Here is a 25,551-nt window from a genome sequence, read left to right on the forward strand (position 1 = left end):
GGTTACATTCCGAACCCGGAAGCTAAGCCTCACAGCGCCGATGGTACTGCAGGGGGGACCCTGTGGGAGAGTAGGACGCCGCCGAACAATCATTCAGGGAAAGCCCCCCGCCTTTTGGCGGGGGGCTTTTTCGCGTTTCTGGAGAATTCCCGGAGCATTCCCGAAGGACCCCGGAGGCGTGCACGGCCTGTTGCCGGGTGGTTCCGTGCGCGGCACACTGTGGCGTCATGGTCGTGGAGCAGGGCGAGGGGGCCGGCGGAAGAGCCGGCCGGGGCGGCGACGACTTTCGGGTGTTCTACGAGGCTGCGTACGGTCAGCTGGTGGCGCACTTGTATGCGCTGACGGGCGATCTGGGTGAGGCGCAGGACGCTGCCCAGGAGGCGTTCGTCCGGGCGTGGAACCACTGGGGGCGGCTGGTGTCGCACGAGAATCCGGTGGCGTGGGTGCGGCTTACGGGGCAGCGGATCGCGATCAGTCGGTGGCGGCGGGCGCGGACGGCGTTGCAGAGCTGGATCCGGCACGGGGATGCGAATCTGCCGGTTCCGGGGCCGGGGCCGGAGACCGTGGTGCTGGTGGAGGCGTTGCGGCAGTTGCCGGAGGCGCAGCGGTCGGCGTTGGTGTGGCATCACATGGGGGGTCGTTCGGTGGCGGAGATCGCCGCGGACGAAGGGGTGCCGGTGGGGACGGTCAAGGCGCGGTTGCACCGGGGGCGGCAGGCGTTGGCGGTGCTGTTGGGGGAAGATCCGGCGGCGGTCGTGGAGGAGCCGACGATCGCGCCGCTGCGGTCGGCTCCGGCGGTTGCCGCAGGTGAACGGTCGGCGGGGGACGGGGAGTTGACGGGGGACGGGGAGTTGACGGGGCTCGGCGGCGGTGACGGGGAGCCGGTGAAGGTGACGGGGGCTCAGGTGCAGGTGGCGGAAGACTGCGGTTCGCATGTCTAGGCCCGAGGCGGAGACGGTGCGGACGGCAGGGGCAGCGCGGGCAGCGGGGGCGGCGGACCGTCCGGCGATCGGGGCGGCCCGGCTGGAGACGATGTTCGACGGGTTGCGGCGCGAGGTGGTGCTTGCCGTGCCGGTGCCGCCGAGTGCGGAGGTGGCGCGTCGCGGGGCGAGGCGGCGTCGGCGTCGGGTGGGGGCGGTGGTGGTGGCGGGGGTGTTGGGCGTCGCCGTGCTGTGGTCCGCGGCGGCGGTGGTGCCCGGGCCGGTGGGGCACGGGGTGGCGGGGTATCCGGTGCCGCCGACGGCTGCGGCGCCCGCGCCGAAGCTGGAAGTGCCTTTGCCGGAGCCGCAGTTGCCGTTGCTGCCGTCGGTGAACTGGGTGGCGGAGTGGCCGTCGCTGGAGTCCGCCGATCCGATGGCGCGGGCGCTGGTGCTGGACGTGTCGCGGCTGCCGAGCGTGCTGGGCGGGTACGGCCCGTGGACGGCGCTGCCGGCCGTGGACCCGGCGGCGGCAGGTCCGTCCGGGAGCGCGTCCCCGGGCGGGCCCGCCACGATTCGTCCGAGCGCAAGCGCCGGCTCGTCTGCCACCAACAGCCCTTCACCGAGTGGGAGTTCGAGCGGAAGCCCGTCCGGTGGCCCGTCGGCCGATCCGTCCGGAACTCCCGGTCCGGGGGCGTTCGCGGACGGGTGCGTAGCGCGGCTGGTGAGTACGTCGGGTGCCGAGCAGTTGTGGGGGCAGCGGTATGTGGATGCCGGGCACCCGGAGGTGTCGGCGCAGCAGATTGTGATGCGCTTCGGCTCGCCGCTGGCGGCGGAGCACCAGGCGACCCGGCTGATGGCGGGCGGGGAGTGCGTGAGCTCGGGGGCGGGCTGGGCGGTGGAGCAGCAGGTCGGCGCGGTGGTGGCGTTGGGTGTGCGGCAGCCGGTGGCGTACGCGGAGGAGTTGGCGGTGCACATCAGCGGGACGACGGTGGCGGTGCTGACGGTGCATCGGGGCGGGCGGGGGGTGGCTCCGGCGGCGGGGTTGTCTGATCCGTTCCGGGAGTCGGCGCTGGAGTTCCTGCAGTTGCGCGCGTCCGAGCCGGGGGAGGGCTGAGGTCCGCGTCGGCGCTTCGGCAGTCCAAAGCGGGCGCTGCTCGGAGGGTTTCGAAGAAAGTCCGTGGGCCGGTGCAACCGGTCTGCTTCGGGCCGCGTTGGTGTGGTGAGGCCGCTGTCGATCGGGGCGGTGGCCCGCGGGGGGTGCGCCCGGTTGGGCGGTCGGGGCAGAACAGGGGACTGCCCCGGCTGTCCGACCGGGCGTCGGCCCGGAGTGCAGGCCGTGGTGAATCGTGGGTTCGGCGGCCGGAGGGGAATGCGGTGGGGGCTGAGGCGGTGGGGGTGCCGGCGGGGCCGGAGCCCGGGGGGCTGGAGGAGTTGCGCAGGCGCGCGGCCGCGGCGGGTCCGCCGCCGGCCGAGGGCATGGTGGTGTGCGAGAACCTGATGCGGATCCACCGTTCCGAGGGCGTCGAGGTGCAGGCCCTGCAGGGGCTCGATCTGACGGTCGAGGACGGCGAGTTGATCGCGGTGGTGGGCGCGTCGGGTTCGGGGAAGTCGACGTTGCTGGGGATCCTCGCGGGGCTGGACGTGCCGACGGCGGGCAGTGCCCGGGTGGCGGGGAACGATCTGCTGGCGATGGACAAGAAGGAGCGGTTGGCGTTCCGGCGCCGGACGGTGGGGTTCGTCTGGCAGCAGACGGCGCGGAATCTGCTGCCGTACCTGACGGCGGTGGAGAACGTGATGCTGCCGATGGGGTACGCGGGGGTGCCGCGGCGGGACCGGCAGCGGCAGGCGACGGATCTGCTGGGGATGCTGGGGATCGGGCACCTGGCGGAGCGTAGGCCGGCCGAGATGTCGGGTGGTGAGCAGCAGCGGGTGGCGATCGCGGTGGCGAACGCCAACGCGCCGGCGCTGCTGCTGGCGGACGAGCCGACGGGTGAGCTGGACAGTGCGACCAGCGAGGAGATCTTCGCGGCGCTGCGGTCGGTGAACGAGGAGCTGGGGGTGACGGTGCTGATCGTCACGCACGACCCGATGGTGGCCCAGGAGGTGCGGCGCACCGTGCGGATCCGCAACGGGCGGACGTCGACGGAGGTGCTGCGTCCGGAGCGGGGCGAGCCGGGGGTGGAGTACGCGGTGCTGGACCGGGTGGGCCGGTTGCAGTTGCCGCAGGACTTCACGGAGGCGTTGGGGCTGAGCCGCCGGGTGCGGCTGGCGTTGGAGGAGGACCACATCGGGGTGTGGCGCGCGGAGGGTGCGGAGGTACGCGGATGAGTGGCGCGATGGTGGTCGTGGAGGACGTGCACCGGACGTTCGGTGCGGGCGACCGGGCGGTGCACGCCGTGCGCGGGGTGTCGTTCACGGCGAAGGCCGGGGAGTTGACGGCGCTGCGGGGAAGGTCGGGGTCGGGGAAGACGACGCTGCTGAACCTGGTGGGCGGTCTGGACATGCCGTCGGCGGGGCGGATCAGCATCGCCGGGATGGACCTGTCGGGTCTGGACGAGTCGGGCCGGTTGGCGTTGCGCCGGGACCGGATCGGTTTCGTGTTTCAGTCGTTCGGGTTGATCTCGGTGTTGACGGCGGCGGAGAACGTCGGGGTGCCGATGCGGCTCCGCCGGGTGGCGGTGAAGGAGCGCGAGGAGCGGGTGCGGACGCTGCTGGCGCTGGTGGGTCTGGCGGACCACGCGGCGCAGCGGCCGACGGAGATGTCGGGTGGTCAGCAGCAGCGGGTGGCGGTGGCGCGGGCGTTGGCGAACGAGCCGGCGTTGTTGATCGCGGACGAGCCGACCGGGCAGCTGGATTCGGACACCGGTATGGCGATCATGGAGTTGCTGCGGGCGGTGGTGCGCAGTGAGGGCGTGACGGCGCTGGTGGCGACGCACGACCCGCAGCTCATGGACCTGGCGGACCGGGTGCTCGAGCTGCGGGACGGCAAGATCGTCGAGCCGTAGGGGTCAGAGCCAGAGTTTGCGGACCTGGTCGGCGACCCGCCGGGCCTGGGCCCGGCCGGCTTCGGCGGCGGGGGCGCGGACGGTGGTGTCGAGCGGGTTGGCACCGAAGGCGGCGAGCGCGTCCTCGTCGGGGGTGATGGCGAGGACGGTGCCGGTGGTCCGGAGGGTCTCCAGCTCGGTGTCGAGGTTGGGGTCGGGCATCGGGGCGACGACCAGGACGGTCTGCTGGCCGGTCATCAGGTCGGCGTTGGCGTAGGTGCGGATGCCGCCGTCCATGTAGCGGTGGCCGTCGATCTCGACGGTGGGCCAGATGCCGGGGATGGCGCAGCTGGCGGCGACGGCGTCGACCAGGGGGACGCCGCTGTGGCGGTCGAAGGTGCGGGGTTCGCCGGTTTCGGCGTCGACGGCGGTGAGCGTGAGCGGCCGGCTGGGCCAGTCGTGGGCGGGGAGGCGGCCGGCGATGACGGCGCGTCGGTCGGCGGCGGGGACGGTGTCGGCGTCCAGGGCGAGGCGGCCGATGCGGCGGCGCAGTTCGGCGGGGTCGGTGATCTCGGCGTGCAGGGCGGCGAGGGTTTCGAGCAGCGGCCAGAGGGTCTCGACGGGCGGGACGATTTCGTGGTTCTGCCGGGCGGGATCGGTCTGTCGCAGGTGGAGTTCGGCGAGCGGTAATCCGGAGGAGAGTTGGCCGGCGACGGTGGCGCCGGCGGAGGTGCCGAGGATGTGGTCGGCGGTGCCGGGGAGGTCCAGGCCGGTTTCGGCGAGGCCGTGGAGCAGCCCGGTCATCCAGGAGATGCCGGCGAGTCCGCCGCCGCCGAGTACGAGTCCGCGCATGGTGGGTCCTTTCAGGTCGATCTTTCCGTTCGGCATTTTGGCGCAACGGCCGTCAAGAAGTTGACAATTCTTCAGCCAAACCACCCTGATCAGCGGATATTCAGATTGCAGGGCTTAACCTCAAGGGCATGGTGCACACGGGCCGCGGCCGGCTGCGGATCTACCTCGGGGCGGCCCCGGGCGTCGGCAAGACGTACGCCATGCTCGCCGAGGCGCACCGGCGTCTGGGCCGCGGCGCGGACGTGGTGATCGGCTTCGTGGAGACCCACGGACGGGCTCACACCGCCGAACTGCTGGACGGCCTGGAGACCGTCCCGCGCCGCACGCTGATCCACCGTGGCGCCGAGTTCACCGAGCTCGACCTGGACGCGGTGCTGGCCCGCGACCCGGCGGTGGTGCTGGTCGACGAGCTCGCCCACACCAATGTCCCCGGCTCGCGGCACACCAAGCGCTGGCAGGACGTCGAGGAGCTGCTGGCGGCCGGGATCGACGTCATCTCCACCGTCAACATCCAGCACCTGGAGTCGCTCGGCGACGTGGTCGAGGGCATCACGGGCGTCCGCCAGCGGGAGACCGTCCCGGACGAGGTGGTGCGGCGCGCCGACCAGATCGAGTTGGTCGACATGTCGCCGCAGGCACTGCGCCGCCGGCTGGCGCACGGCAACGTGTACGCGCCGGAGAAGGTCGACGCGGCGCTCGCCCACTACTTCCGGCTCGGCAACCTGACGGCGCTGCGCGAACTGGCGCTGCTCTGGACGGCGGACCGGGTCGACGAGTACCTCCAGCGGTACCGGGCCGAGCAGGGCATCCAGGGCACCTGGCAGGCCCGGGAGCGGATCGTGGTCGGCCTGACCGGCGGCCCGGAGGGCGCCACGCTGATCCGCCGCGCCGCCAGGATCGCGGCCCGGGCCAGCGCCGGCGAACTGCTGGCGGTGCACATCTCGCGGTCCGACGGACTGTCGGGCTCCTCGCCGCAGACGCTGATCGAGCAGCGCGCGCTGGTGGAGAGCCTCGGCGGCAGCTTCCACTCGGTGCTCGGCGACGACCCGGCGGCCGGGCTGCTGGACTTCGCGCGCGGCGTCAACGCCACCCAGATCGTGATCGGCACCAGCCGCCGCAAGTTCTGGCAGTACCTGTACGGGCCGGGTGTCGGCCTCACGGTGACCCGGGACTCCGGCGACATCGACGTCCACATGGTCAACCACGAGCACGCGGCGCGCGGCCGGGGCCGGATCCCGATCCGCAAGGTCACCGACCTGGGCCGGACCAGGACGGTCGCGGGCTGGCTGATCGGCGTGGCCGGGCCGCCGCTGCTGGCGTTGGTGCTGACGCAGTTCCGGGGGCAGGGGCTCTCCACCGACATGCTGCTGTTCCTGTCGCTGACGGTGTGCGCGGCGCTGGTCGGCGGGCTGTACCCGGCGATCGCCTCGGCGCTGGTCGGATCAACGGCGCTCAACTACTACTTCGCGCCCCCCATCCACGCCTTCACCATCGCCGAGCCGCAGAACATCCTGGCGGTGGCGGTCTTCACCGCCGTCGGCATCGCGGTCGCCACCGTGGTCGACCTGGCGGCCCGGCGCAGTCATCAGGCGGCCCGCGCCCAGGCCGAGGCGCAGACCATGTCGGCACTGGCCGGCACCGTGCTGCGCGGCGCCCCCACCGGCGAGGGGGTGCTGACGGCGCTGCTGGAACAGGTCCGGGAGACCTTCCAGCAGGACGCCGTGGCACTGGTCGAACGCGCCGACCCGCACGCCGCCTGGCACGTCGCCGCCTCGGTCGGACCGCGCCCGCCGGCCGGGCCCGAACAGGCCGACGTGGACGTGCCGGTCGGCGAACGCCTCGCCCTGGTGCTGCGCGGCCGGGTACTGCCCGCCGCCGACCGGCGGATGCTCGGCGCGTTCGCCAACCAGGCCGCCGTCCTGCTCGAGCGCCGCCGGCTGGCCGGGGAGGCGGCCGCCGCCCGCCGCGAGGCCGAGGGGAACCGGATCCGCACCGCGCTGCTCGCCGCCGTCTCGCACGACCTGCGCACCCCGCTGGCCGGGATCAAGGCCGCCGTCACCTCGCTGCGCGCCGAGGACGTCGAATGGGACCCGGAGGACGAGGCCGAGCTGCTGGCCGGCATCGAGTCCGGCGCGGACCGCCTCGACCACCTGATCAACAACCTGCTGGACATGAGCCGCCTGCAGACCGGCACCGTCACCCCGCTGCTGCAGCCCACCGACCTGGACGAGGTGGTGCCGTTCGCGCTCGGCGGCGTCCCGCCGGGCAGCGTCCGGCTGGACGTGGCGGAGTCGCTGCCGATGGTGCGCGCCGACGCCGGGCTGCTGGAGCGGGTGCTGGCCAACCTGGTGGAGAACGCCGTCAAGTACGGCCCGTCCGACAGCCAGGTGCTGGTCAAGGCGGACCTGCTGCCGCGCGACGCCCGGGTCGAGCTGCGCGTCGTCGACCGCGGCCCGGGCGTCCCCGAGGAGGCCCGGGAGCGGATCTTCGCCCCGTTCCAGCGTTACGGTGACGCCCCCCGCGGCACCGGGGTGGGCCTCGGCCTGGCGGTGGCGCGCGGCTTCACCGAGGCGATGGGCGGCTCCGTCACCGCCGAGGACACCCCCGGCGGCGGGCTGACCATGGTGGTCTCGCTGCCCGCCGTCGACCTGCACGACCACCCTGACAACGGAAAGGCCGGTCCCGCATGACCCGGGTCCTCGTGGTGGACGACGAACCCCAGATCGTCCGCGCCCTGGTGATCAACCTCAAGGCCCGCAAGTACGAGGTCGATTCCGCGCACGACGGCGCGAGCGCCCTGGAACTGGCCGCCGCCCGCCACCCCGACGTGGTGGTGCTCGACCTCGGCCTGCCCGACATGGACGGCGTCGAGGTGATCCGCGGCCTGCGCGGCTGGACCAGGGTGCCGATCATCGTGCTGTCCGCCCGGCACGCCTCCGACGAGAAGGTCGAGGCACTGGACGCCGGCGCCGACGACTACGTCACCAAGCCGTTCGGGATGGACGAGCTGCTGGCCCGGATGCGGGCCGCGGTGCGCCGCGCCGAGCCGGTCACCGCCGAGGGCGAGCCGGTGGTCGTCACCGACTCGTTCACCGTCGACCTGGCCGCCAAGAAGGTCACCCGTCAGGGCGCCGACGTCCGGCTCACCCCCACCGAGTGGCACCTGCTGGAGGTGCTGGTGCGCAACTCCGGGCGGCTGGTCAGCCAGACCCAGCTGCTGCAGGAGGTGTGGGGCCCGGCCTACCGCAAGGAGACCAACTACCTGCGGGTCTACCTGGCGCAGCTGCGCCGCAAGCTGGAGGCCGACCCGTCGCACCCCCGGCACTTCATCACCGAACCGGGCATGGGCTACCGCTTCGAGCCGTGACCGGGGCGTGACCGGCGCGGCCGGAGCTCTGCCGCCGGGCGGGGATGAACCGGTACCCTTCCGGCATGAGTGGTGACAACATCGGCGACCAGCCGCAGGGCCGTTTCCGCCGCATGCTGAGTCGGCTGACGTCCTCCTCGGAGGAGCTGGCCGCCCAGGAACTGCGGCAGGACACCGCCGAGGCGGGCTGCACCCCGATCGCCGCCTGCGGCGACCGTGAGATCGTCACCGTGGCCGGCACGCTGCGGACCGTCACGCTCCGCCCCCGCGCGGGTGTGCCCGCGCTGGAGGCCGAGCTGTTCGACGGCACGGAGGCGTTGGACGTGGTGTGGCTGGGCCGTCGCTCGATCGTGGGAATCGAGCCGGGCCGCCGCCTGATCGCCAGCGGCCGGATCGGCCACGCACGCGGGCGCCGCGTGCTCTTCAACCCCCGCTACGAGCTGCGTCCGGTGGGACACGGGAGCGAGTCCGCGTGAGCAACGAGGCCGAGGCGGTCCGGGTGACCGCCCACGACCCGCAGGGTGACGAGCAGAGCAGCGCGCAGCACGAGCGGGACGCCTCGAAGGAGGCGGCCGAGACGGTGCTGAAGGCGTTCGGCGGGATCCGCGGCATGGTCGACATGACGCTGCCCGGCCTGGTGTTCATCATCGCCTTCAACATCACCCACAAGGTGCCGGTCGCCGCCTGGTCGGCGCTGGCCCTGTGCGCGGTGTTCGTGGTGGTCCGGTTGGCCCGCCGGGAGACCATCCAGCACGCCTTCTCCGGCGTGTTCGGCGTGGCGATCGGCGCCTGGATCTCGATGAAGACCGGCAAGGCCGAGGACTTCTACCTGCCGGGCCTGCTGTGGAACGTCGGCTACTGCGTGGCGCTCGCGGTCTCCGCGCTGGTGCGCTGGCCGATGATCGGCCTGATGCTGGGCCCGATCACCGGCGAGATGTTCACCTGGCGCAAGCAGAACCCGGGCCGACTGGCCGCCTACACCAAGGCGACCTGGGCCTGGGTGCTGATCATGGGCCTGAAGCCGGTGATCCTCTTCCCGCTGTACTTCACCCACAACGTCAACCTGCTGGGCTGGCTCAAGGTCGCCCTCGGCATCCCGCCGATGCTGCTGGCGATGTACGTGACCTGGCAGATCCTGCTGAAGGCGCCGCCGCCGATCAAGGCGGAGCTGCCCGAGGACGACGAAGAACCCCGGAAGTAGCGCCACAGACGTGACGAAGGGCCCGCGCGATGCGCGGGCCCTTCGCCGTACGGCGGGGTGGATCAGCCGGCAAGCAGCGTCTCCAGCTCCTCCTCGCGCTCCTGGGCGGCGACGAACAGCAGCTCGTCACCGGCCTCCAGGGTGTCGCTGCCACCGGGGACCAGCACCCGGCCGGCCCGGATGATGGTGACCAGCGCGGTGTCCACCGGCCAGGCCACGTCCGAGACCCGGGTCCCGACCAGGCCGGTGTCGGCGGCCAGGGTGAGCTCGACCAGGTTGGCATTGCCCTGCGAGAAGCGCATCAGCCGGACCAGGTCGCCGACGCTGACGGCCTCCTCGACCAGCGCGGACATCAGGCGCGGGGTGGAGACGGCGACGTCCACGCCCCAGGACTCGTTGTACAGCCACTCGTTCTTCGGGTTGTTCACCCGGGCGACCACCCGGGGCACCCCGTACTCGGTCTTGGCGAGCAGCGAGACGACCAGGTTGACCTTGTCGTCACCGGTGGCGGCGATCACCACGTGGCAGCGCTGCAGCGCGGCCTCGTCCAGCGAGGTGATCTCGCAGGCGTCGGCGAGCAGCCACTCCGCCAGCGGGACCCGCTCCACCGAGATGGAGTTCGGGTTCTTGTCGATCAGCAGGACCTCGTGGCCGTTCTCCAGCAGCTCTCCGGCGATGGAACGGCCGACGGCACCGGCTCCGGCGATTGCGACGCGCATCAGTGACCAGCCTCCTCGGGGCCCTTGGCGAAGGCCGCCTCGACCGCGGTCAGTTCGTTGCGGCGCAGCATCACGTGCACCAGGTCGCCCTCCTGCACCACCATCTGCGGGTTGGGCAGCACGCCCTCGCCGACCCGGGTGACGAACGCCACCCGGGCACCGGCGGCGGCCTCGAGCTCGGACAGGCGGTGGCCTATCCACGCGGGGGCGAACGCCACCTCGGCGAGCTGCACGGCGCCCGAGGGGTCCTGCCAGACCGGCTCGGCGCCGCTGGGCAGCAGCCGGCGCAGCATCTGGTCGGCGGTCCAGCGGACGGTCGCGACGGTCGGGATGCCCAGGCGCTGGTAGACCTCGGCGCGGCGCGGGTCGTAGATGCGGGCCGCGACGTGCTCGACGCCGAAGTTCTCGCGGGCCACCCGGGCCGCGATGATGTTCGAGTTGTCACCGCTGGAGACGGCGGCGAAGGCGCCCGCCTCCTCGATGCCGGCTTCCCTCAGGGTGTCCTGGTCGAAGCCGACACCGGTGACGCGGCGGCCGTTGAAGCCCGCGCCGAGTCGGCGGAAGGCGGTCGGGTCCTGGTCGATGACCGCGACCGAATGGCCTTGTTTCTCGAGCGTTCTGGCGAGGGCGGAGCCCACGCGTCCGCAACCCATGATGACGATGTGCACGCGACTACCTCACCCGATCCGTTGGGGTCATGACCTGCGTAAACACCGCTCATCGTCCTTCCGTGCCCCCGATTCCGGGGGCCAGTTGTCGGCCGCGCCTGTGATCCGACGCGAGGGGGCAACGAGGTGTTGCCCGCTAACCCTTAATCCGACACGCTAGCCGGTCCGCCGAACAGAGTCGCGACCAAGGTGGCCCCGTGCGGCGTCGGCTCCCAGCGAGGGGCCTTACGATTCCTTGCTGTGCCTATGCCTGCTGACCTACCGAAACGCATCCTGATCGGGCGTGCGCTGCGCAGCGACAAGCTGGGGGAGACGCTGCTCCCCAAGCGCATCGCGCTGCCGGTGTTCGCCTCGGACGCGCTCTCCTCCGTGGCGTACGCGCCCGAGGAGATCCTGCTCACGCTGTCGCTGGCCGGTGCCGGGGCGATCCACTTCTCCTGGCAGATCGGCGTCGTCGTCGCCATCGTGATGCTCGCGGTGGTCGCCTCGTACCGACAGAACGTGTACGCGTACCCCAGCGGCGGCGGCGACTACGAGGTCGCCACCGTCAACCACGGACCGAACTCCGGCCTGGTGGTGGCGAGTGCGCTGATGGTCGACTACATCCTGACCGTGGCGGTGTCCACCACCTCCGGCGTGGCCAACGTGGTGTCGGCGGTGCCGGCGTTGCGCGGGCACGAGTTGGCGCTGTCGGTCACCGTGGTCATCCTGCTGATGGGCATGAACCTGCGTGGTGTGCGCGAGTCCGGTTCCGCGTTCGCGGTGCCGACGTACGCGTTCATGGTGGGCGTGCTCGGCATGGTGGTCTACGGACTCGTGCGGCACTTCGGGTTCAACACCGCGCTGCCCGCCGAGAGCTCGGCGTTCCACCTGGCGCCAACGCCCGGCAACGAGGGGCTGACCGGGTTCGCCCTGGTGTTCCTGCTGCTGAAGGCGTTCTCCTCGGGCAGCGCGGCGCTCACCGGTGTGGAGGCGATCTCCAACGGCGTGCCCGCCTTCCGCAAGCCGAAGAGCAAGAACGCGGCGACCACGCTGCTGATGATGGCCACCATCGCTGTGACGATGTTCATGGGCATCATCTACCTGGCGCACCTGACCGGGACGCAGATGGCCGAGAACCCGGCCGAGCAGCTGATCGGCGCGCCCGCGGACTACCACCAGAAGACCGTGCTGGCGCAGATCTCCGAAGCGGTGTTCTCCAACTTCACCCCGGGCTTCTACTTCGTCGCCGGCACCACCGGCCTGATCCTGGTGCTCGCCGCGAACACCGCGTTCAACGGCTTCCCGGTGCTCGGCTCGATCCTGGCCCAGGACCGCTACCTGCCGCGGCAGCTGCACACCCGCGGCGACCGGCTGGCGTTCTCCAACGGCATCGTGCTGCTCGCCGGCGCGGCGATCCTGTTCATCGTGGCGTTCGGTGCCGACCCGAACCGGCTGATCCAGCTGTACATCGTCGGCGTCTTCGTGGCGTTCAACATGAGCCAGTCCGGCATGATCCGGCACTGGACCCGGCTGCTGAAGACCGAGACCGACCCGAAGAAGCGCAACCGCATGCAGCGCAGCCGGGCGATCAACACCTTCGGCCTGGTGATGACCATGGCCGTGCTGATCGTGGTGCTCGCCACCAAGATCGGCCACGCCTGGATCGCGATCGCGCTGATGGTGGTGCTGTTCGTGATGATGAAGGCGATCCGCCGCCACTACGACAGCGTCAACGCCGAACTGAAGGCCGCCGAGGAAGCCGCGGACGTCGCCCCGCCGACCCGCGTGCACGCCGTCGTCCTGGTCTCCAAGCTGCACAAGCCCGCGCTGCGCGCCCTCGCGTACGCCCAGCTGTCCCGGGCGCACATCCTGGAGGCCGTCACCGTCAACGTGGACCCGGCCGACACCGCGGCGCTGCGCGAGGAATGGGACGAACGCGGCATCGCCGTGCCGCTGAAGGTCCTCGACTCGCCGTACCGCGAGATCACCGGTCCGGTGCTGGAGTACGTCAAGAACCTGCGCCGCGACAGCCCGCGCGACGTGGTCGCGGTCTACATCCCCGAGTACGTGGTCGGCCACTGGTACGAGCACCTGCTGCACAACCAGAGCGCGCTGCGGCTCAAGGGACGTCTGCTGTTCAAGCCCGGTGTGATGGTGACGTCCGTACCCTGGCAGTTGGAGTCCTCGGAACGCCGCAAGGCGCCCAAGGCGTGGTCCGCGCCCGGCGCGGTGCGCCGCGGCGAGCCCCGCCCGCGCGCCGGGCGAGCCACCGGGGAGTCCTCCGGCGGCAAGGACGAAGCCGCGCCGCGCGACTGAGCGACGCAGCCCGTCCGGCCTCCTGATGGCCTTCAATGGGCCCGTGGCGGATCGTTTCCGGTCCGCCACGGGCCGCCGTTGTTCTCCACCGTCCCGATCTTTTTGTTGGTTTTCGTCGTTCGTCGTTCGTCTTCGCGTAAGGAAGCGCCCCGTGACCCGCAACAACCCGCCCCGCTCCTCCGGTCGCCAGGGCCGCCCCGGCCGCACGTCCGGCGCCAAGCCCGGGCAGGTGGCGCACCCGCGCTGGAGCAGCCGGCCGTCCCGGCCCGAGGCCACCGACCGGGAAGGCAACACCGCCCGCAGCCTGCCGCCGGTGCCGGGCGAGCAGCGGCCCGCCGCGGAGCGGCCGGCGCCCGAGAAGGGCGCGCGGGGCGCGCAGGCCGCGCAGGGCGGCAAGGGTGCGCCGGGCGGCAAGTCCGCTCAGGCCGGCAAGTCTGCTCAGGCCGGTAAGTCTGCTCAGGCCGGCAAGGGTGCTCAGGGTGCTCAGGCGAAGAAGGCCGAGCGGCAGGGGCGCAAGCCCGGTGCGGTGCGGGCGCCGAAGGCGGCGCGGTCCGCCCAGCCGGTGCTGCGGCAGCCGTCCGGTGACCCGCTGGTCGGCGAGCGCTACGAGGTCGAGGTCGGGCCGGTCGCGCACGGCGGGCACTGCGTGGCCCGGCACGAGGGCCGGGTGCTGTTCGTCCGGCACGCGCTGCCCGGCGAGCGGGTGATCGCGCAGGTCACCGACGGCACCACCACCTCGCGCTTCCTGCGGGCCGACGCGGTGGAGGTGCTGGAGGCCGCCAAGGAGCGGATCGAGGCGCCCTGCCCGTTCTCCGGCCCCGGCAAGTGCGGCGGCTGCGACTGGCAGCACGTCACCCCCGGCGGGCAGCGCAAGCTCAAGGGCGCGGTGCTCACCGAGCAGCTCGCCAAGCTGGCCGGCCTCACCCCCGAGGAGGCCCGCTGGGACGGCTCGGTCGAGCCGGTCGGCGGCAAGCTGCAGGCCGGCGAGGTCCCGGCCTGGCGCACCCGGGTGCAGTACGCCGTCGGCGAGGACGGCGCGATCGGGCTGCGCAAGCACCGCTCGCACGACGTCCAGCCGATCGACCGCTGCCTGATCGCCGCGCCCGGCGTCACCGAGCTCGGCATCGAGTCCCGCGACTGGACCGGCATCGCGTCCGTCGAGGCGATCGCCGCGTCCGGCTCCTCCGACCGGCAGGTGATCCTGCGGCCGCAGCCCGGCGAGCAGCTGCCGCTGGTCGAGCTCGACCGTGAGGCCTCGATCGCCCGGATCGACGAGCAGGACCTGTTCCACCGCGTGCACGGCCGGGCCTTCGTCCGCGAGCGCGCCGCCGGCCGCACCTGGCGGGTCTCCAACGGAGGCTTTTGGCAGATCCACCCCGAGGCCCCGGCCACCCTGGTCGACGCCGTCCTCACCGGCCTCGACCCGCAGTGGGGCGAGAACGCCCTCGACCTGTACTGCGGCGTCGGCCTGTTCGCCGGCGCGCTCGCCGAGCGGGTCGGCGAGGAGGGCGCGGTGCTCGGCATCGAGTCCGGCAAGCAGGCCGTCGCGGACGCCCGGCACAACCTCGCCGCGCTGGAGAACGTCCGGATCGAGTGCGACAAGGTCGAGACCCTGCTGCCGCGCACCGGCATCACCTCGACCGACCTGATCGTCCTCGACCCGCCGCGGGCCGGCGCCGGCCGCGACACCGTCGCCCACCTCTGCTCGCTCTCCGCCCGCCGCATCGCCTACGTCGCCTGCGACCCCGCCGCCCTCGCCCGCGACCTGGCCTTCTTCCGCGAGGGCGGCTACCGCCCGGTCTCGCTGCGCGCCTTCGACCTGTTCCCGATGACCCACCACTTCGAGTGCGTGGCCATCCTGGAGCCGATCGCCGGCCGGCAGTAACCGAACCGATCATCAGCACGGGCGCGGGAGCCTCTCCCGCGCCCGTGCGGCGTTTCGGGGCCGTCAGCCGCGGCGACGGGCCCGGTCGGGGCGACGGGCCCGGTCGGGGCGCAGGGTGCGGAGGATCACGCGGCAGAGGAGGACGAACTGCCCGGCGAGGAGGCCGCCGGTGCCGGCCCGGAGCATGCTGCCGGTCTCGCTCGCGGGGTCGGTGCGGCCCACCAGGACGAGCAGGACGACGGCGAGCGCCACGAAGGCGAGCACGGCGGCGAGAATCTTGACGGCCGTGGGGAACCGCATCGGGCACCTCGTTCCAAGGTCGGAACGATCATCGTATGGGGCGGGCCGGGAGCTCGATGGGGGTGGCCGGTTTTCGTAGGGGCGTGGGCGGAGAAGGTGGGGGAGTGGGGGTGCGGCCGGTTTGCGCCCTTGTTGTGCTAGCACCTCGGTGCTAGCGTGAAGCATGGCCAAGAAGCAGCTGAACGTCAGGGTGGATGCGACCACCGCCGAGATGGCCCGCGAGCGGGCCGAACAGCAGGGGATCAGCATGAACCAGTACATCGAGCGTCTGGTCCAGCAGGACATGGGCGAGGCGGGCCGCAATTTCGTGGATGCCGCGGCGCAGTTCATGAAGGAGCACGAGGCGGCGTTCCTCGCCGAGTTCGGGTCGCCGAGCGAACTCCAGGACGTGCGCCGTTGAAACTTGAGGTCGACCTCTCGTGGCTGCTCATGACCGCGGAGCAGTACACGCCCGGTGACCCGCAGGTCACCGACTACGGATCGCTGCTCGCGGCGGTCACCAGGCACCAGGCCGAGATCTTCGACATCGCCGTCTACCCGGAGCCGCAGGACCGTGCGGCCGCGCTGATGCACCAGCTGATCCGGGTCCCCGCGCTGGAGCGCAACAACGAGCTGTTCGCCACCGCCGTGGCCTACGCGTACCTGGTGGCCAGCGGCTGCCGGGTGGCGACCACCGCGCGGGAGGTGCGCAGCCTGGCCCGGGCGATCCGGGAGGGCAAGCTCGGCATCACGGGTGTGGCGGAGCGGCTGGCGATGTGGGTGGTCGACGAGTCGGAGGAGGAAGAGGTCGGCGACGACGGCGAGGAGTGAGCCGTCGGCACGTCGGCGCAGGTGGGGTCAGGGGTCGGGAGAGCGACGAGGCGTCCGCAGCCGGGATACCCTCGACGTTCCCCCGACCTCTGACGATCCCGCGAGGATGCGACCGAGTTGCTGCAGGACATCGAGCCCTATCTGGTCTGCCCGCACTGTGCCCGCCCACTGACCCTGGACGGTCGCACCCTGCGCTGCCCGCAGGGCCACAGCTTTGACCAGGCCCGGCAGGGCTACGTCAGCCTGCTGACGGGTGACGCGAAGGCGGGCACCGCCGACACCGCGGAGATGGTCGCCGCCCGCAGCGAGTTCCTGGCGGCCGGCCATTACCGTCCGCTGGAGCGGGCGCTGGCCGAGGCCGCGGCCGGCGTCGCGGCGGACACCGGGCTGGTGGCGGACCTGGGCGCGGGCACCGGCCACTACCTGGCGCGGGTGCTGGAGGCGCGGCCGGGCGCGGCCGGCGCGGCCCTCGACCTGTCGAAGTACGCGCTGCGGCGCGCCGCGAAGGCGCACCCGAGGATCGGCGCCGTGGTGTGCGACGCGTGGCGCCCGCTCCCGTTGCGGGACGGCGCGGCGGACGTGCTGCTGAACGTGTTCGCGCCGCGCAACGGACCGGAGATGCGGCGGGTGCTGCGCCCGGGCGGACGGCTGCTGGTGGCCGCGCCGACCTCCCGTCACCTGCGGGAACTGGTGGGCGCGCTGGGCCTGTTGTCGGTGGACGAGGACAAGGACCGGCGGATCGAGGAGAAGCTCGGCCCGTGGTTCGCGCCGGTGGGGCGCACCGAGGTGGAGTTCACGCTGCGGCTGTCGCGGGCGGACGCCGCCGCGGTGGTCGGGATGGGACCGAGCGCCTGGCACACCGACCCGGCCGCACTGACCGCCGCGCTGGACGGGCTGCCGCAGCCGGTGGAGGTCACCGGTTCGGTGCGGATCACCGCGTACGAGTGACACTCCGCCGGGGCCGGGGACGGTTGGGACTCGAAGGGGTGAAAGGCCGTCAGGAGGGACGTTTCTCCAGCTCACTGCGCACCTAAAGTGCTCCGGGTGACCAGCGAAGCCCCCTTGGCCCCGCCCCCGGTCGGCCCGCCCGACCGCTCCTCCGCCCAGCCTGGCCGACGCCCGCCCGCCCCCCTGGTGAAGCGCCCGACCGTTGAGGAACTGCGACTCACGTCCTTCAAGTCCTACCGGCGCGCCACCCTGCCGCTGTCGCCTCTGACCGTCCTGCACGGCCCGTCCGGCGCGGGCAAGTCCAACGCGCTGGACGCCCTCTGCGTGCTCTCCCGGCTCGCCCTCGGCGAGGAGATCAGACCCTCGCTGGACGGCATCGGCGGGATCGGCGGCCCGCTCGCCGCCCCGGTCCGCGGCGGACTGATCGGCTGCGTGCCCCACGGACGCAACGCGATCATCCTGGGCTGCACCGTCCGCTCCAGCGTCGGCCCGGTCCGGCTCGAAGTGGTGGTGCGCACGGACGAACGCGTCCGGATCGCCCGCGAATTGCTCACCGTGGACGGCCAGACCCTGATGGAGACCGGCGAACAGGACCTCGCCCGCGGCCGGGTCAACGTCACCTGGCACAACGACTCCCGGCAGGGCGACATCCGCGCCCCGCTCTCCAGCAACAGCCTGATCACCGCCCAACTGCCGCTTCGGGTCGCCGGATCGTCCAAGGGTGAACGCAAGGTACTGGCCGCCACCGAACAACTGCTCACCGCGCTGCGCGAGGTGTTCAACCTGCACCCCGTGCCCGCCGCGATGCGCGGCTGGGCCCGGCCCGAACCACAGGCCCGGCTGCTCGGCACCGCCGCCAACATCTCCGCCGTCCTCGGCCGCCTCAAACACGAATGCCAGCGCCGTTGGGCCCGACTGCTGCGCACCGTCCAGGCCGCCGCCCCGCACCCGCTGCTCGACCTGGACGTCGCCCGGCGCGGCGAGGGCGCGCAACAACGGATGATCGCCGTCTTCGACGAGGGCGTACTCGGCCGCACCGGCGCCGACCAGGCCTCCGACGGCATGCTGCGACTGCTCGCCTTCGCCGCCGTCCTGCTCACCGGCGCCGACGTCATCGATGTCGACCCGGCCGGTGAAGTCCCCGACGCACACCGGCAGTTGGTGCTGCTCGCCGAGGACCTAGGCGCCGGCCTGGCGGCCGAGCAGGTCGCCGTGCTGCTGCGGCTGGCCCGCGAAGTCACCGGCAAGGGCGACATCCGGCTGCTCGCCACCCTCCAGGAACCCGGCCCCGCGCTCGGCCTGGACGGCGTCGAGCTGGTCGAGTGCCGACGCGATCCGGCCACCGGCCACAGCCTGCTGCGCCGCACCGAACCCGCCCCCCGGGTGCCCGCCCAGGGCACCTCGCCCGACCAGGCCGCGGTGGTAGACCTGGGGGAATGAGCGACGAACTGACGGTGCCCGAACTCCAGCGGCGACTGGCCGAGTTCGCGGCCGCCCGGAACTGGCAGCCGTTCCACACCCCGAAGAACCTGGCCTCGGCGCTGACCGTCGAGGCCGGCGAACTGCTGGAGATCTTCCAGTGGTTGACGCCCGAACAGGCCGGCGCGGTGATGGCCGACACGGACGCGGCGCACCGCGTCCGCGACGAGGTCGCCGACGTGCTGGCCTATCTGCTGCAGCTGTGCACCGTGCTGGAGGTGGATCCGCTGCGGGCGCTGGCGGAGAAGATCGAGCGCAACGAGAGCCGGTTCCCGGCGGCGGGGGGCGGTTCGTAGCGCGGTGGCCTGCGGTCCTGCGGTCCTGCGGCCCTGTGGGGTTCGTGGCGGGTTCCCGGCGGGCTCGTGGCGGGTTCCCGGTGGGCGGGGAAATCATCCGGTTTTCCCTCTTGCGGGGGACCGGAGTTTTCCACAGGGCCGGGTTGTCCACAGGCGCGGCGAATGCGCTGGGAGGACCAGGCCGTCGGCGGCACGCTGAGCCCCTGACCGACCGACCGCCGACCCGACGGCGGAGGCGGTGAACGAGGGGAGCGCGCCGTGGAGGCACTGCGACTGATCAAGACCGTCCGGCACGCCTTGGCCGAAGCCCGGGCGACCGGGGACATCCTGCACCAGGCCTGGCAGTCCGTCCTGCTCACCGAGGCCGTCGGGGCGCGGCTCGCCGACCACGACGGCGAGGAGCTCGCCACCCTCGGGCAGCAGCTCTCGGAGGCCGGCGCGCACACCGCGAGCTGCCTGCGACAACCGCCCGGCCCCGGCCTCGACGGGCCCGGTGGCCCGCTCTGCGGTGGACTCGCGGGCGGCCTCGGCGAGTGGTCCGGGCCGGGGCTGGTCGAGCGGCTCACCGAACTCGGCGACCTCGAACCGGTGTTGGTCGAGCTGGCCGGGCTGCTGGCGGAGACCGGCGAGAACCTGGTGGTGCTGGCCTGCGGGGCGGAGACCGAAAGCCTGTACTGGACGTGCATCGACGGGCTAGATGCGAGCTCCGAATGCCGGGATCTGGTCGCCGAGTTGCTGCGCGAGCAGCGGCGGGTGACGGCGGCCGACGGGGCGTCACCCGAAGGCACGGAGGACATGGAGGGCATGGAGGCCGCGACAACGGCATTGGTGGCACTGCGGGAGGAGGAGACGGTGCCGGCCGGGGCCCGGCGGGAGGGGGAGCCGATGCTCGTGGTCCCGCTGGGCCCGCCGGTCCCGGTGGCGTGTGCTCAGTCGCGGGCCGAGTCGTCCGGCTCGTCCCGGGGTGCGGTGTCCCGCAGCTCGGAGTCGAGTCCGGCCAGGTCGGTGTTGATCGAGGCGAGCAGCTCCTGCATCTGCTCCAGCAGCGACTTGGTGGTGACGGGCGCGCCGCCCGTGGGGGTGCCCGGGGTGGGCGGCTCGGTCCAGGGCTCGGACATGAGGGGGCCCCTTCAGCTCGGTGGTGCGGTGTGAAGCGCCGGGGGTCGACGCCGCCGGTCCAACGAGCTCCCGCCGTACGCGGTCACCCCGGACCACTCGTAGAGGTCCAACCGCCGGGCCCGGTCAGCCCCAGGGGTGAGCCGAGTTTGCGAGCCCGGCCCCCGCTCGGCTACAGCACCGAGCGGGGGCCGGGACTCCGCGGCGGCCGTCGGGCGGCTGCCGGACAGCCGCACCGCGACTGCTGAACGGATACGACCTGGAAGGAGGTCAGTTGTGCGAGTGCAGATCCGCGTTCAGGCCGCCCCACGAACCGGTGCGGGCGATCACCTCGACCGCGCCGGACTGCGAGTTGCGGCGGAACAGCAGGTTGTCCTGGCCGGACAGCTCCACCGCCTTCGCCACCGCGCCGTCCGGGGCGGTGACCCGGGTGCCGGCGGTGACGTACAGGCCCGCCTCCACCACGCAGTCGTTGCCCAGCGAAATACCGATGCCCGCGTTGGCGCCCAGCAGGCAGCGCTCGCCCACCGAGACGACCTGCTTGCCGCCACCGGACAGGGTGCCCATGATCGAGGCGCCGCCACCGATGTCGCTGTGGTCGCCGACCACCACGCCCGCGCTGATCCGGCCCTCCACCATCGAGGTGCCCAGGGTGCCGGCGTTGAAGTTGACGAAGCCCTCGTGCATCACGGTGGTGCCCTCGGCCAGGTGCGCGCCGAGGCGGACCCGGTCGGCGTGCGCGATGCGCACCCCGCTCGGCGCCACGTAGTCGGTCATCCGCGGGAACTTGTCGATGCCGTACACCGCGAGCTGCCCGCCCTGGGCGCGCACGGCCAGCCGGGCCTGCTCCACGTTGGCCACCGGCACCGGGCCGATCGACGTCCAGGCGACGTTCGCCAGCAGGCCGAAGACGCCGTCCAGGTTCTGGCCGTGCGGCTTCACCAGACGGGAGGAGAGCAGGTGCAGTCGCAGGTAGACGTCGTGCGCGTCCAGCGGCTTCTCGTCCAGCGAGGAGATCACGGTGCGCACCGCCACCACCTCGACGCCGCGCCGCGCATCGGCGCGCAGCGCCTCGGCGGCGCCCGGGCCGAGCGCCTGCTCGGCCTCTTCGGCGCTCAGCCGGACGGTACCGGACGGGCCGGGGGCAGCGGCCAGCTCCGGCGCGGGGAACCAGGTGTCGAGAACGGTGCCGTCGGCGGCGATGGTCGCCAGGCCGACGGCCACCGCACCGTTTACGGGAGTGGAGGTCTCAGCAGTCACATCCCGCACGTTAACCAATTGGGGCAAGTGCTGACCAACACGCTCACCGGACGGACAAAACCTGATGCCCGAGAACAGGCCCACCGGCCATACTCGGCCGGGTGTTCGTATCGATCTCCACCACCGGCACTGCCGGGAATCCTGCCTCCGACCTGGGCTTCCTCCTACACAAGCACCCCGACAAGGTGCAGCGGTTCACCACCGCGCACGGCACGGCGCACGTCTTCTACCCCGAGTCCGGGGAGCACATGTGCACCGCCGCGCTGCTGTTGGAGGTCGACCCCGCGGCGCTGCTGCGGCAAGGCCGCGGCAAGGGCCGTTCCGGTTCGCCCGACCTGGCGCTCGCCGAGTACGTCAACGACCGGCCGTACGCCGCGTCCTCGCTGCTCGCGGTGGCGCTGCGCACGGTGTTCCGGTCCGCGATGAAGGGCGAGTGCACGCACCGCCCCGAACTGCCCGGCCGCGCCATGCCGTTGCGGATCTCGCTGCCCGCCGTCCCGGTGGCCGGCGGCGGACCGGCCCTGGTGGAGCGGCTGTTCGCCCCGCTGGGCTGGCAGGTCGAGGCGACGCCCGTCCCGCTGGACGAGTCCTTCCCCGAGTGGGGCGACTCCCGGTACGTACGGCTCGAACTCACCGGCACCCTGCGGCTCGCCGACGCCCTGCAGCACCTGTACGTGCTGCTGCCGGTGCTGGACGGCGCCAAGCACTACTGGGTCGCGCCCGACGAGGTCGACAAGCTGCTGTCGGCCGGTCAGGGCTGGCTCGCCGACCACCCCGAACGCGCCCTGATCACCCGCCGCTACCTGTCCCGCCGCTACTCGCTGACCCGACTCGCGATGGAACGCCTCGCCCTGGCTCGCCTGGCCGAGGCCGACGACCGCGAGGCCGAGGAACTCGACAACGCCGTCCCCGACGCCCCGGAGGAGGTGACCACCGACGGCACGGCCGCCCCCGCTGCTGACGCCGCGCCGACCCAGGTACAGGCGCAGGCGAACGCGGAGCCGACCGCCGAGCCGGAGCCGGGGCACCCCGCTGCCGACGACGAGGCGACCGGGCGCGGTGGGCCGCTGGCCGTCCAGCGGCGGACGGCGATCCTGGCCGCGCTGGCCCGGACCGGCGCCGCCCGGGTGCTCGACCTGGGCTGCGGCCAGGGCGAGTTGGTGGGTGCGCTGCTCAAGGAATCGCGTGTGACGGAGGTGATCGGTGTGGACGTGTCCTCCCGGGCGCTGACGATCGCCGCCCGCCGGCTGCGGCTGGACCGGATGTCGGAGCGTCAGGCGAGCCGGGTGCGGCTGCTCCAGGGCGCACTGACGTACACCGACGCCCGGCTGAAGGGCTACGACGCGGCGGTGCTGTGCGAGGTGATCGAGCACCTCGACCTGCCCCGGCTGCCCGCGTTGGAGTACGCCGTGTTCGGTTCGGCCCGGCCCGCCGCGGTCGTGGTCACCACGCCGAACGCCGAGTACAACGTGCGCTGGGAGAGCCTGCCCGCCGGGCACCTGCGGCACGGCGACCACCGGTTCGAGTGGAGCCGCGCCGAGTTCACCGCCTGGGCGGCGCGGGTGGCCGACAGCTACGGCTACACGGTCGCGTTCGAGCCGGTCGGGCCGGTCGATCCCGAGGTCGGCGCGCCCACCCAGCTCGCCCACTTCCACCTCGGCGAGCCCGCCGCCGCCCCGGCTGCCGCAGTCACCACAACAACGACCACCGACCGCACCGACGCCCCGTCGAACGACCTCGCCCCGGAAGGGAGCGCTCACCGATGACCACCGAAACCCTGGAGGCCGGCACCCCCACCGGCCGGCGCCTCCCCGTCACCGACGTCTCGCTGGTGGTGCTGATCGGCAGCACCGGCTCCGGCAAGTCCAGCTTCGCCCGGAAGCACTTCCTGAGCACCCAGGTGATCTCCTCGGACTACTGTCGGGGGCTTGTCTCCGACGACGAGAACGACCAGTCCGCCTCGGCCGACGCGTTCGACCTGCTGCACTACATCGTCGGCAAGCGGCTCGCGGCCGGCCGGCTCACCGTGGTCGACGCCACCAACGTCCAGCACGACGCCCGCCGCGCGCTGATCGCCCTGGCCCGGGAGCACCACGTGCTGCCGATCGCGATCGTGCTGGACGTGCCCGCCGAGGTGTGCGCTGAACGCAACCGGGCCCGGCCGGACCGGCAGCTGCCCCCGCACGTGATCCCGCGCCACCAGCGCGACCTGCGGCGCTCGCTGCGCGGCCTGGAACGCGAGGGCTTCCGCAAGGTGCACGTGCTGCGCGGGGTCGAGGAGATCGAGCGTGCCGAGATCGTGCCGGAGAAGCGCTACAACGACCTGCGGCACCTGACCGGCCCGTTCGACATCGTCGGCGACATCCACGGCTGCCGCTCCGAGCTGGAGACCCTGCTCGGCCGGCTCGGCTACGCGATCGTCCGCGACGAGCAGGGCCGCCCGGTCGACGCCGCGCACCCGGACGGCCGGACCGCCGTGTTCGTCGGCGACCTGGTCGATCGCGGCCCGGACAGCCCGGGCGTGCTGCGCCTGGTGATGGGCATGGTCGCGGCCGGCCACGCGCTCTGCGTTCCCGGCAACCACGAGAACAAGCTCGGCCGCTGGATGGACGGCCGCAAGGTCACCGTCTCGCACGGCCTGCAGGAGACCATCGACCAGCTGTCCGGCGAGAGCGAGGAGTTCCGCGCCCAGGTGCGGTCGTTCATGCGCGGCCTGGTCAGCCACTACCTGCTGGACGACGGTGCGCTGGTGGTCTGCCACGCCGGTCTGCCGGAGAAGCTCCAGGGCCGCGCCTCCGGCCGGGTCCGCTCGCACGCGCTGTACGGCGAAACCACCGGCGAGACCGACGAGTTCGGCCTGCCGGTGCGCTACCCGTGGGCCGAGGAGTACCGAGGCCGCGCCCTGGTGGTCTACGGCCACACCCCGGTGCCGGTGGCGAGCTTCCTCAACAACACCATCTGCCTGGACACCGGCTGCGTCTTCGGCGGCAGCCTCACCGCGCTGCGCTACCCGGAGCGGGAGATCGTCGGCGTGCCCGCCGAACAGCAGTGGTACGAGCCGGCCCGCCCGCTGCGCGGGGACGCGCCCGGCGGCCGGGAGGGGCGTCCGCTGGACCTCGCCGACGTGTCCGGCCGCCGCGTGGTGGAGACCAGAACCCTCGGCAACGTCGCCGTCCGGGAGGAGAACGCCGCTGCCGCGCTGGAGGTGATGAGCCGCTTCGCACTCGACCCGCGGCTGCTCGCCTACCTGCCGCCGACCATGGCACCCTCGCCGACCTCCCGTCGCGAAGGCTGCCTGGAGCACCCCGAGGAGGCGTTCCTCGCCTACCGGCACGACGGGGTGCGGCAGGTGATCTGCGAGGAGAAGCACATGGGCTCGCGCGCCGTCGTCCTGGTCGCCAGGGACGACACCGCGCTGGACAAGCGCTTCGGCCTGCCCGGTCCGGGCGCGATCTGGACCAGGACCGGCCGGGCCTTCCTGTCCGACGAGAGGCTCACCGGCGCGATACTCGACCGGCTGCGGGCCGCCGCCGAGCAGTCCGGCCTGTTCGACGAACTGGACACCGGCTGGCTGCTGTTGGACGCCGAGCTGATGCCTTGGTCGCTGAAGGCCGTCGAACTGCTGCGCCGCCAGTACGCCGCGGTCGGCGCTGCCGCCGGCGCCGCCCTGCCCACCGCACTCGACGCCCTCGCCAAGGCCGCCGCCCGCGGACTGGACGTGGCGGACCTGACGGACCGGCAGCAGCAGCGCACCGCCGACGCGCTGGCCTTCACCGAGGCGTACCGGCGCTACTGCTGGCCGACCGAGGGCCTCGACGGCATCCGGCTGGCTCCGTTCCAGCTGCTCGCCGCCGAGGGCGCCAACCTGGCGCTGCGCCCGCACACCGAGCACCTCGACCTGATCGACCGCCTGGTGGACGCCGACCACCGCCTCGCGGAAGAGGCCGGTGGCACGGCCCCGGTGCTGCACCGCACCGGGCGGATGCTGGTCGACACCGAGGACGATTCCTCGGTGGCCGCAGCCATCTCCTGGTGGGAGGAGCTGACCGGTGCGGGAGGCGAGGGCATGGTGGTCAAGCCAGTCGAAGCGCTGCACCGGGACAGCACCGGGCGGCTGGGCCAGCCCGGCCTGAAGGTCCGCGGCCGCGAGTACCTGCGGATCATCTACGGCCCGGACTACACCCGGCAGTTGGACCGGCTGCGGCAGCGTTCGCTGGGCCACAAGCGCTCGCTCGCCCTCCGCGAGTACGCGCTCGGCCTGGAGGCACTGGACCGACTGGCGGCCGGCGAGCCGCTCTGGCGGGTGCACGAGGCGGTGTTCGCGGTGCTGGCCCTGGAGTCCGAGCCGGTCGACCCCCGCCTCTGACGCCAGGGCCCGCCTCTGACGTCCGGTCCCGCAGCCGGCGCCGGGCCCGTGCCGCTGGCACCGGGCCCGGCGTTGCGGCATT

Annotated in this window: 23 protein-coding genes and 1 rRNA gene; 19 read left to right on the forward strand and 5 right to left on the reverse strand. The window is 72.7% G+C overall.

Annotated features, from left to right (window positions below):
* The 5 genes from rrf to ACFYS8_RS21165 form a co-directional block, all read left to right on the forward strand.
* A 5S ribosomal RNA gene (gene rrf, locus ACFYS8_RS21145) occupies window positions 1-87 on the forward strand; the annotation flags it as partial.
* Between the two features lie 140 nt (window positions 88-227).
* On the forward strand, window positions 228-941 hold the full coding sequence (locus tag ACFYS8_RS21150) for a SigE family RNA polymerase sigma factor (RefSeq protein ID WP_387643050.1): 714 nt from the start codon (window positions 228-230) through the stop codon (window positions 939-941).
* Entirely contained in the window at window positions 934-2,034 is a 1,101-nt protein-coding gene (locus ACFYS8_RS21155; protein ID WP_387643051.1) for a hypothetical protein, read from the forward strand. Before ACFYS8_RS21150 ends, ACFYS8_RS21155 begins: the two co-directional genes overlap by 8 nt.
* A 260-nt stretch (window positions 2,035-2,294) precedes the next feature.
* Window positions 2,295-3,248 carry an ABC transporter ATP-binding protein gene (locus tag ACFYS8_RS21160; RefSeq protein ID WP_387643052.1) on the forward strand — a complete coding sequence of 318 codons (954 nt, stop codon included), beginning with the start codon at window positions 2,295-2,297 and terminating at the stop codon, window positions 3,246-3,248.
* Entirely contained in the window at window positions 3,245-3,925 is a 681-nt protein-coding gene (locus ACFYS8_RS21165) for an ABC transporter ATP-binding protein (protein WP_387643053.1), read from the forward strand. Before ACFYS8_RS21160 ends, ACFYS8_RS21165 begins: the two co-directional genes overlap by 4 nt.
* Before the next feature lie 3 nt (window positions 3,926-3,928).
* Here the strand turns inward: ACFYS8_RS21165 and ACFYS8_RS21170 are convergent, their stop codons facing one another.
* Window positions 3,929-4,756, reverse strand: a complete 828-nt coding sequence (locus tag ACFYS8_RS21170; RefSeq protein WP_387643054.1) for a patatin-like phospholipase family protein — start codon at window positions 4,754-4,756, stop codon at window positions 3,929-3,931.
* 128 nt (window positions 4,757-4,884) lie between these two features.
* On the opposite strand from ACFYS8_RS21170, the gene ACFYS8_RS21175 reads away from it, so the two are divergent.
* The 4 genes from ACFYS8_RS21175 to ACFYS8_RS21190 all read left to right on the forward strand — a co-directional run bounded on the left by ACFYS8_RS21175 (window position 4,885) and on the right by ACFYS8_RS21190 (window position 9,324).
* Entirely contained in the window at window positions 4,885-7,446 is a 2,562-nt protein-coding gene (locus tag ACFYS8_RS21175; protein ID WP_387643055.1) for an ATP-binding protein, read from the forward strand.
* The gene (locus tag ACFYS8_RS21180; RefSeq protein ID WP_387643056.1) at window positions 7,443-8,123 is read left to right on the forward strand and encodes a response regulator; all 681 of its coding nucleotides are present in this window, start codon (window positions 7,443-7,445) and stop codon (window positions 8,121-8,123) included. The genes ACFYS8_RS21175 and ACFYS8_RS21180 overlap by 4 nt, the downstream gene beginning before the upstream one ends.
* A gap of 65 nt (window positions 8,124-8,188) precedes the next feature.
* Complete coding sequence (locus ACFYS8_RS21185) at window positions 8,189-8,599, forward strand: OB-fold nucleic acid binding domain-containing protein (RefSeq protein ID WP_073812423.1); 411 nt, start codon at window positions 8,189-8,191, stop codon at window positions 8,597-8,599.
* Window positions 8,596-9,324, forward strand: coding sequence for a DUF3159 domain-containing protein (locus ACFYS8_RS21190; RefSeq protein WP_387643057.1), 729 nt, complete (start codon window positions 8,596-8,598; stop codon window positions 9,322-9,324). Before ACFYS8_RS21185 ends, ACFYS8_RS21190 begins: the two co-directional genes overlap by 4 nt.
* A gap of 62 nt (window positions 9,325-9,386) precedes the next feature.
* Here ACFYS8_RS21190 and ACFYS8_RS21195 read toward each other — a convergent pair whose 3' ends face one another.
* Window positions 9,387-10,043: a TrkA family potassium uptake protein gene (locus ACFYS8_RS21195; RefSeq protein WP_073812422.1), complete on the reverse strand. Its 657-nt coding sequence runs from the start codon at window positions 10,041-10,043 to the stop codon at window positions 9,387-9,389.
* Window positions 10,043-10,711 carry a potassium channel family protein gene (locus ACFYS8_RS21200; RefSeq protein WP_387643058.1) on the reverse strand — a complete coding sequence of 223 codons (669 nt, stop codon included), beginning with the start codon at window positions 10,709-10,711 and terminating at the stop codon, window positions 10,043-10,045. The genes ACFYS8_RS21195 and ACFYS8_RS21200 overlap by 1 nt, the downstream gene beginning before the upstream one ends.
* Window positions 10,712-10,957: 246 nt before the next feature.
* Here ACFYS8_RS21200 and ACFYS8_RS21205 point away from each other — a divergent pair, with 246 nt between their 5' ends.
* Both ACFYS8_RS21205 and ACFYS8_RS21210 read left to right on the forward strand, forming a co-directional pair.
* A complete protein-coding gene (locus tag ACFYS8_RS21205; RefSeq protein WP_387643059.1) occupies window positions 10,958-13,009 on the forward strand; it encodes an APC family permease in 2,052 nt (683 codons plus the stop codon).
* 565 nt (window positions 13,010-13,574) lie between these two features.
* Entirely contained in the window at window positions 13,575-14,894 is a 1,320-nt protein-coding gene (locus ACFYS8_RS21210) for a class I SAM-dependent RNA methyltransferase (protein ID WP_387643826.1), read from the forward strand.
* Between the two features lie 63 nt (window positions 14,895-14,957).
* On the opposite strand, the gene ACFYS8_RS21215 is transcribed toward ACFYS8_RS21210, so the two are convergent.
* A complete protein-coding gene (locus ACFYS8_RS21215) occupies window positions 14,958-15,194 on the reverse strand; it encodes a hypothetical protein (RefSeq protein WP_387643060.1) in 237 nt (78 codons plus the stop codon).
* A gap of 163 nt (window positions 15,195-15,357) precedes the next feature.
* Here ACFYS8_RS21215 and ACFYS8_RS21220 point away from each other — a divergent pair, with 163 nt between their 5' ends.
* The 6 genes from ACFYS8_RS21220 (at window position 15,358) to ACFYS8_RS21245 (ending at window position 19,879) form a co-directional block, all read left to right on the forward strand.
* A complete protein-coding gene (locus ACFYS8_RS21220; protein WP_035862820.1) occupies window positions 15,358-15,594 on the forward strand; it encodes a toxin-antitoxin system HicB family antitoxin in 237 nt (78 codons plus the stop codon).
* Window positions 15,591-16,004 carry a hypothetical protein gene (locus ACFYS8_RS21225; protein WP_043914018.1) on the forward strand — a complete coding sequence of 138 codons (414 nt, stop codon included), beginning with the start codon at window positions 15,591-15,593 and terminating at the stop codon, window positions 16,002-16,004. Before ACFYS8_RS21220 ends, ACFYS8_RS21225 begins: the two co-directional genes overlap by 4 nt.
* Window positions 16,005-16,121: 117 nt before the next feature.
* A complete protein-coding gene (locus ACFYS8_RS21230; protein ID WP_387643061.1) occupies window positions 16,122-16,952 on the forward strand; it encodes a putative RNA methyltransferase in 831 nt (276 codons plus the stop codon).
* Between the two features lie 96 nt (window positions 16,953-17,048).
* Window positions 17,049-18,392, forward strand: a complete 1,344-nt coding sequence (locus ACFYS8_RS21235; protein WP_387643062.1) for an AAA family ATPase — start codon at window positions 17,049-17,051, stop codon at window positions 18,390-18,392.
* Window positions 18,389-18,727 (forward strand): nucleotide pyrophosphohydrolase, encoded by a 339-nt coding sequence (locus ACFYS8_RS21240; RefSeq protein ID WP_387643063.1) that lies wholly within the window; start codon window positions 18,389-18,391, stop codon window positions 18,725-18,727. The genes ACFYS8_RS21235 and ACFYS8_RS21240 overlap by 4 nt, the downstream gene beginning before the upstream one ends.
* A 258-nt stretch (window positions 18,728-18,985) precedes the next feature.
* On the forward strand, window positions 18,986-19,879 hold the full coding sequence (locus tag ACFYS8_RS21245) for a DUF6099 family protein (RefSeq protein ID WP_387643064.1): 894 nt from the start codon (window positions 18,986-18,988) through the stop codon (window positions 19,877-19,879).
* 234 nt (window positions 19,880-20,113) lie between these two features.
* Here the strand turns inward: ACFYS8_RS21245 and dapD are convergent, their stop codons facing one another.
* The gene (dapD, locus tag ACFYS8_RS21250) at window positions 20,114-21,103 is read right to left on the reverse strand and encodes a 2,3,4,5-tetrahydropyridine-2,6-dicarboxylate N-succinyltransferase (RefSeq protein ID WP_387643065.1); all 990 of its coding nucleotides are present in this window, start codon (window positions 21,101-21,103) and stop codon (window positions 20,114-20,116) included.
* Window positions 21,104-21,204: 101 nt separating this feature from the next.
* On the opposite strand from dapD, the gene ACFYS8_RS21255 reads away from it, so the two are divergent.
* Both ACFYS8_RS21255 and ACFYS8_RS21260 read left to right on the forward strand, forming a co-directional pair.
* The gene (locus ACFYS8_RS21255) at window positions 21,205-22,869 is read left to right on the forward strand and encodes a 3' terminal RNA ribose 2'-O-methyltransferase Hen1 (protein ID WP_387643066.1); all 1,665 of its coding nucleotides are present in this window, start codon (window positions 21,205-21,207) and stop codon (window positions 22,867-22,869) included.
* Window positions 22,866-25,469: a polynucleotide kinase-phosphatase gene (locus ACFYS8_RS21260; RefSeq protein ID WP_387643067.1), complete on the forward strand. Its 2,604-nt coding sequence runs from the start codon at window positions 22,866-22,868 to the stop codon at window positions 25,467-25,469. The genes ACFYS8_RS21255 and ACFYS8_RS21260 overlap by 4 nt, the downstream gene beginning before the upstream one ends.
* Window positions 25,470-25,551 lie beyond the last annotated feature (82 nt).

Source organism: Kitasatospora sp. NPDC004615 (assembly GCF_042873545.1).
GTDB lineage: Bacteria > Actinomycetota > Actinomycetes > Streptomycetales > Streptomycetaceae > Kitasatospora.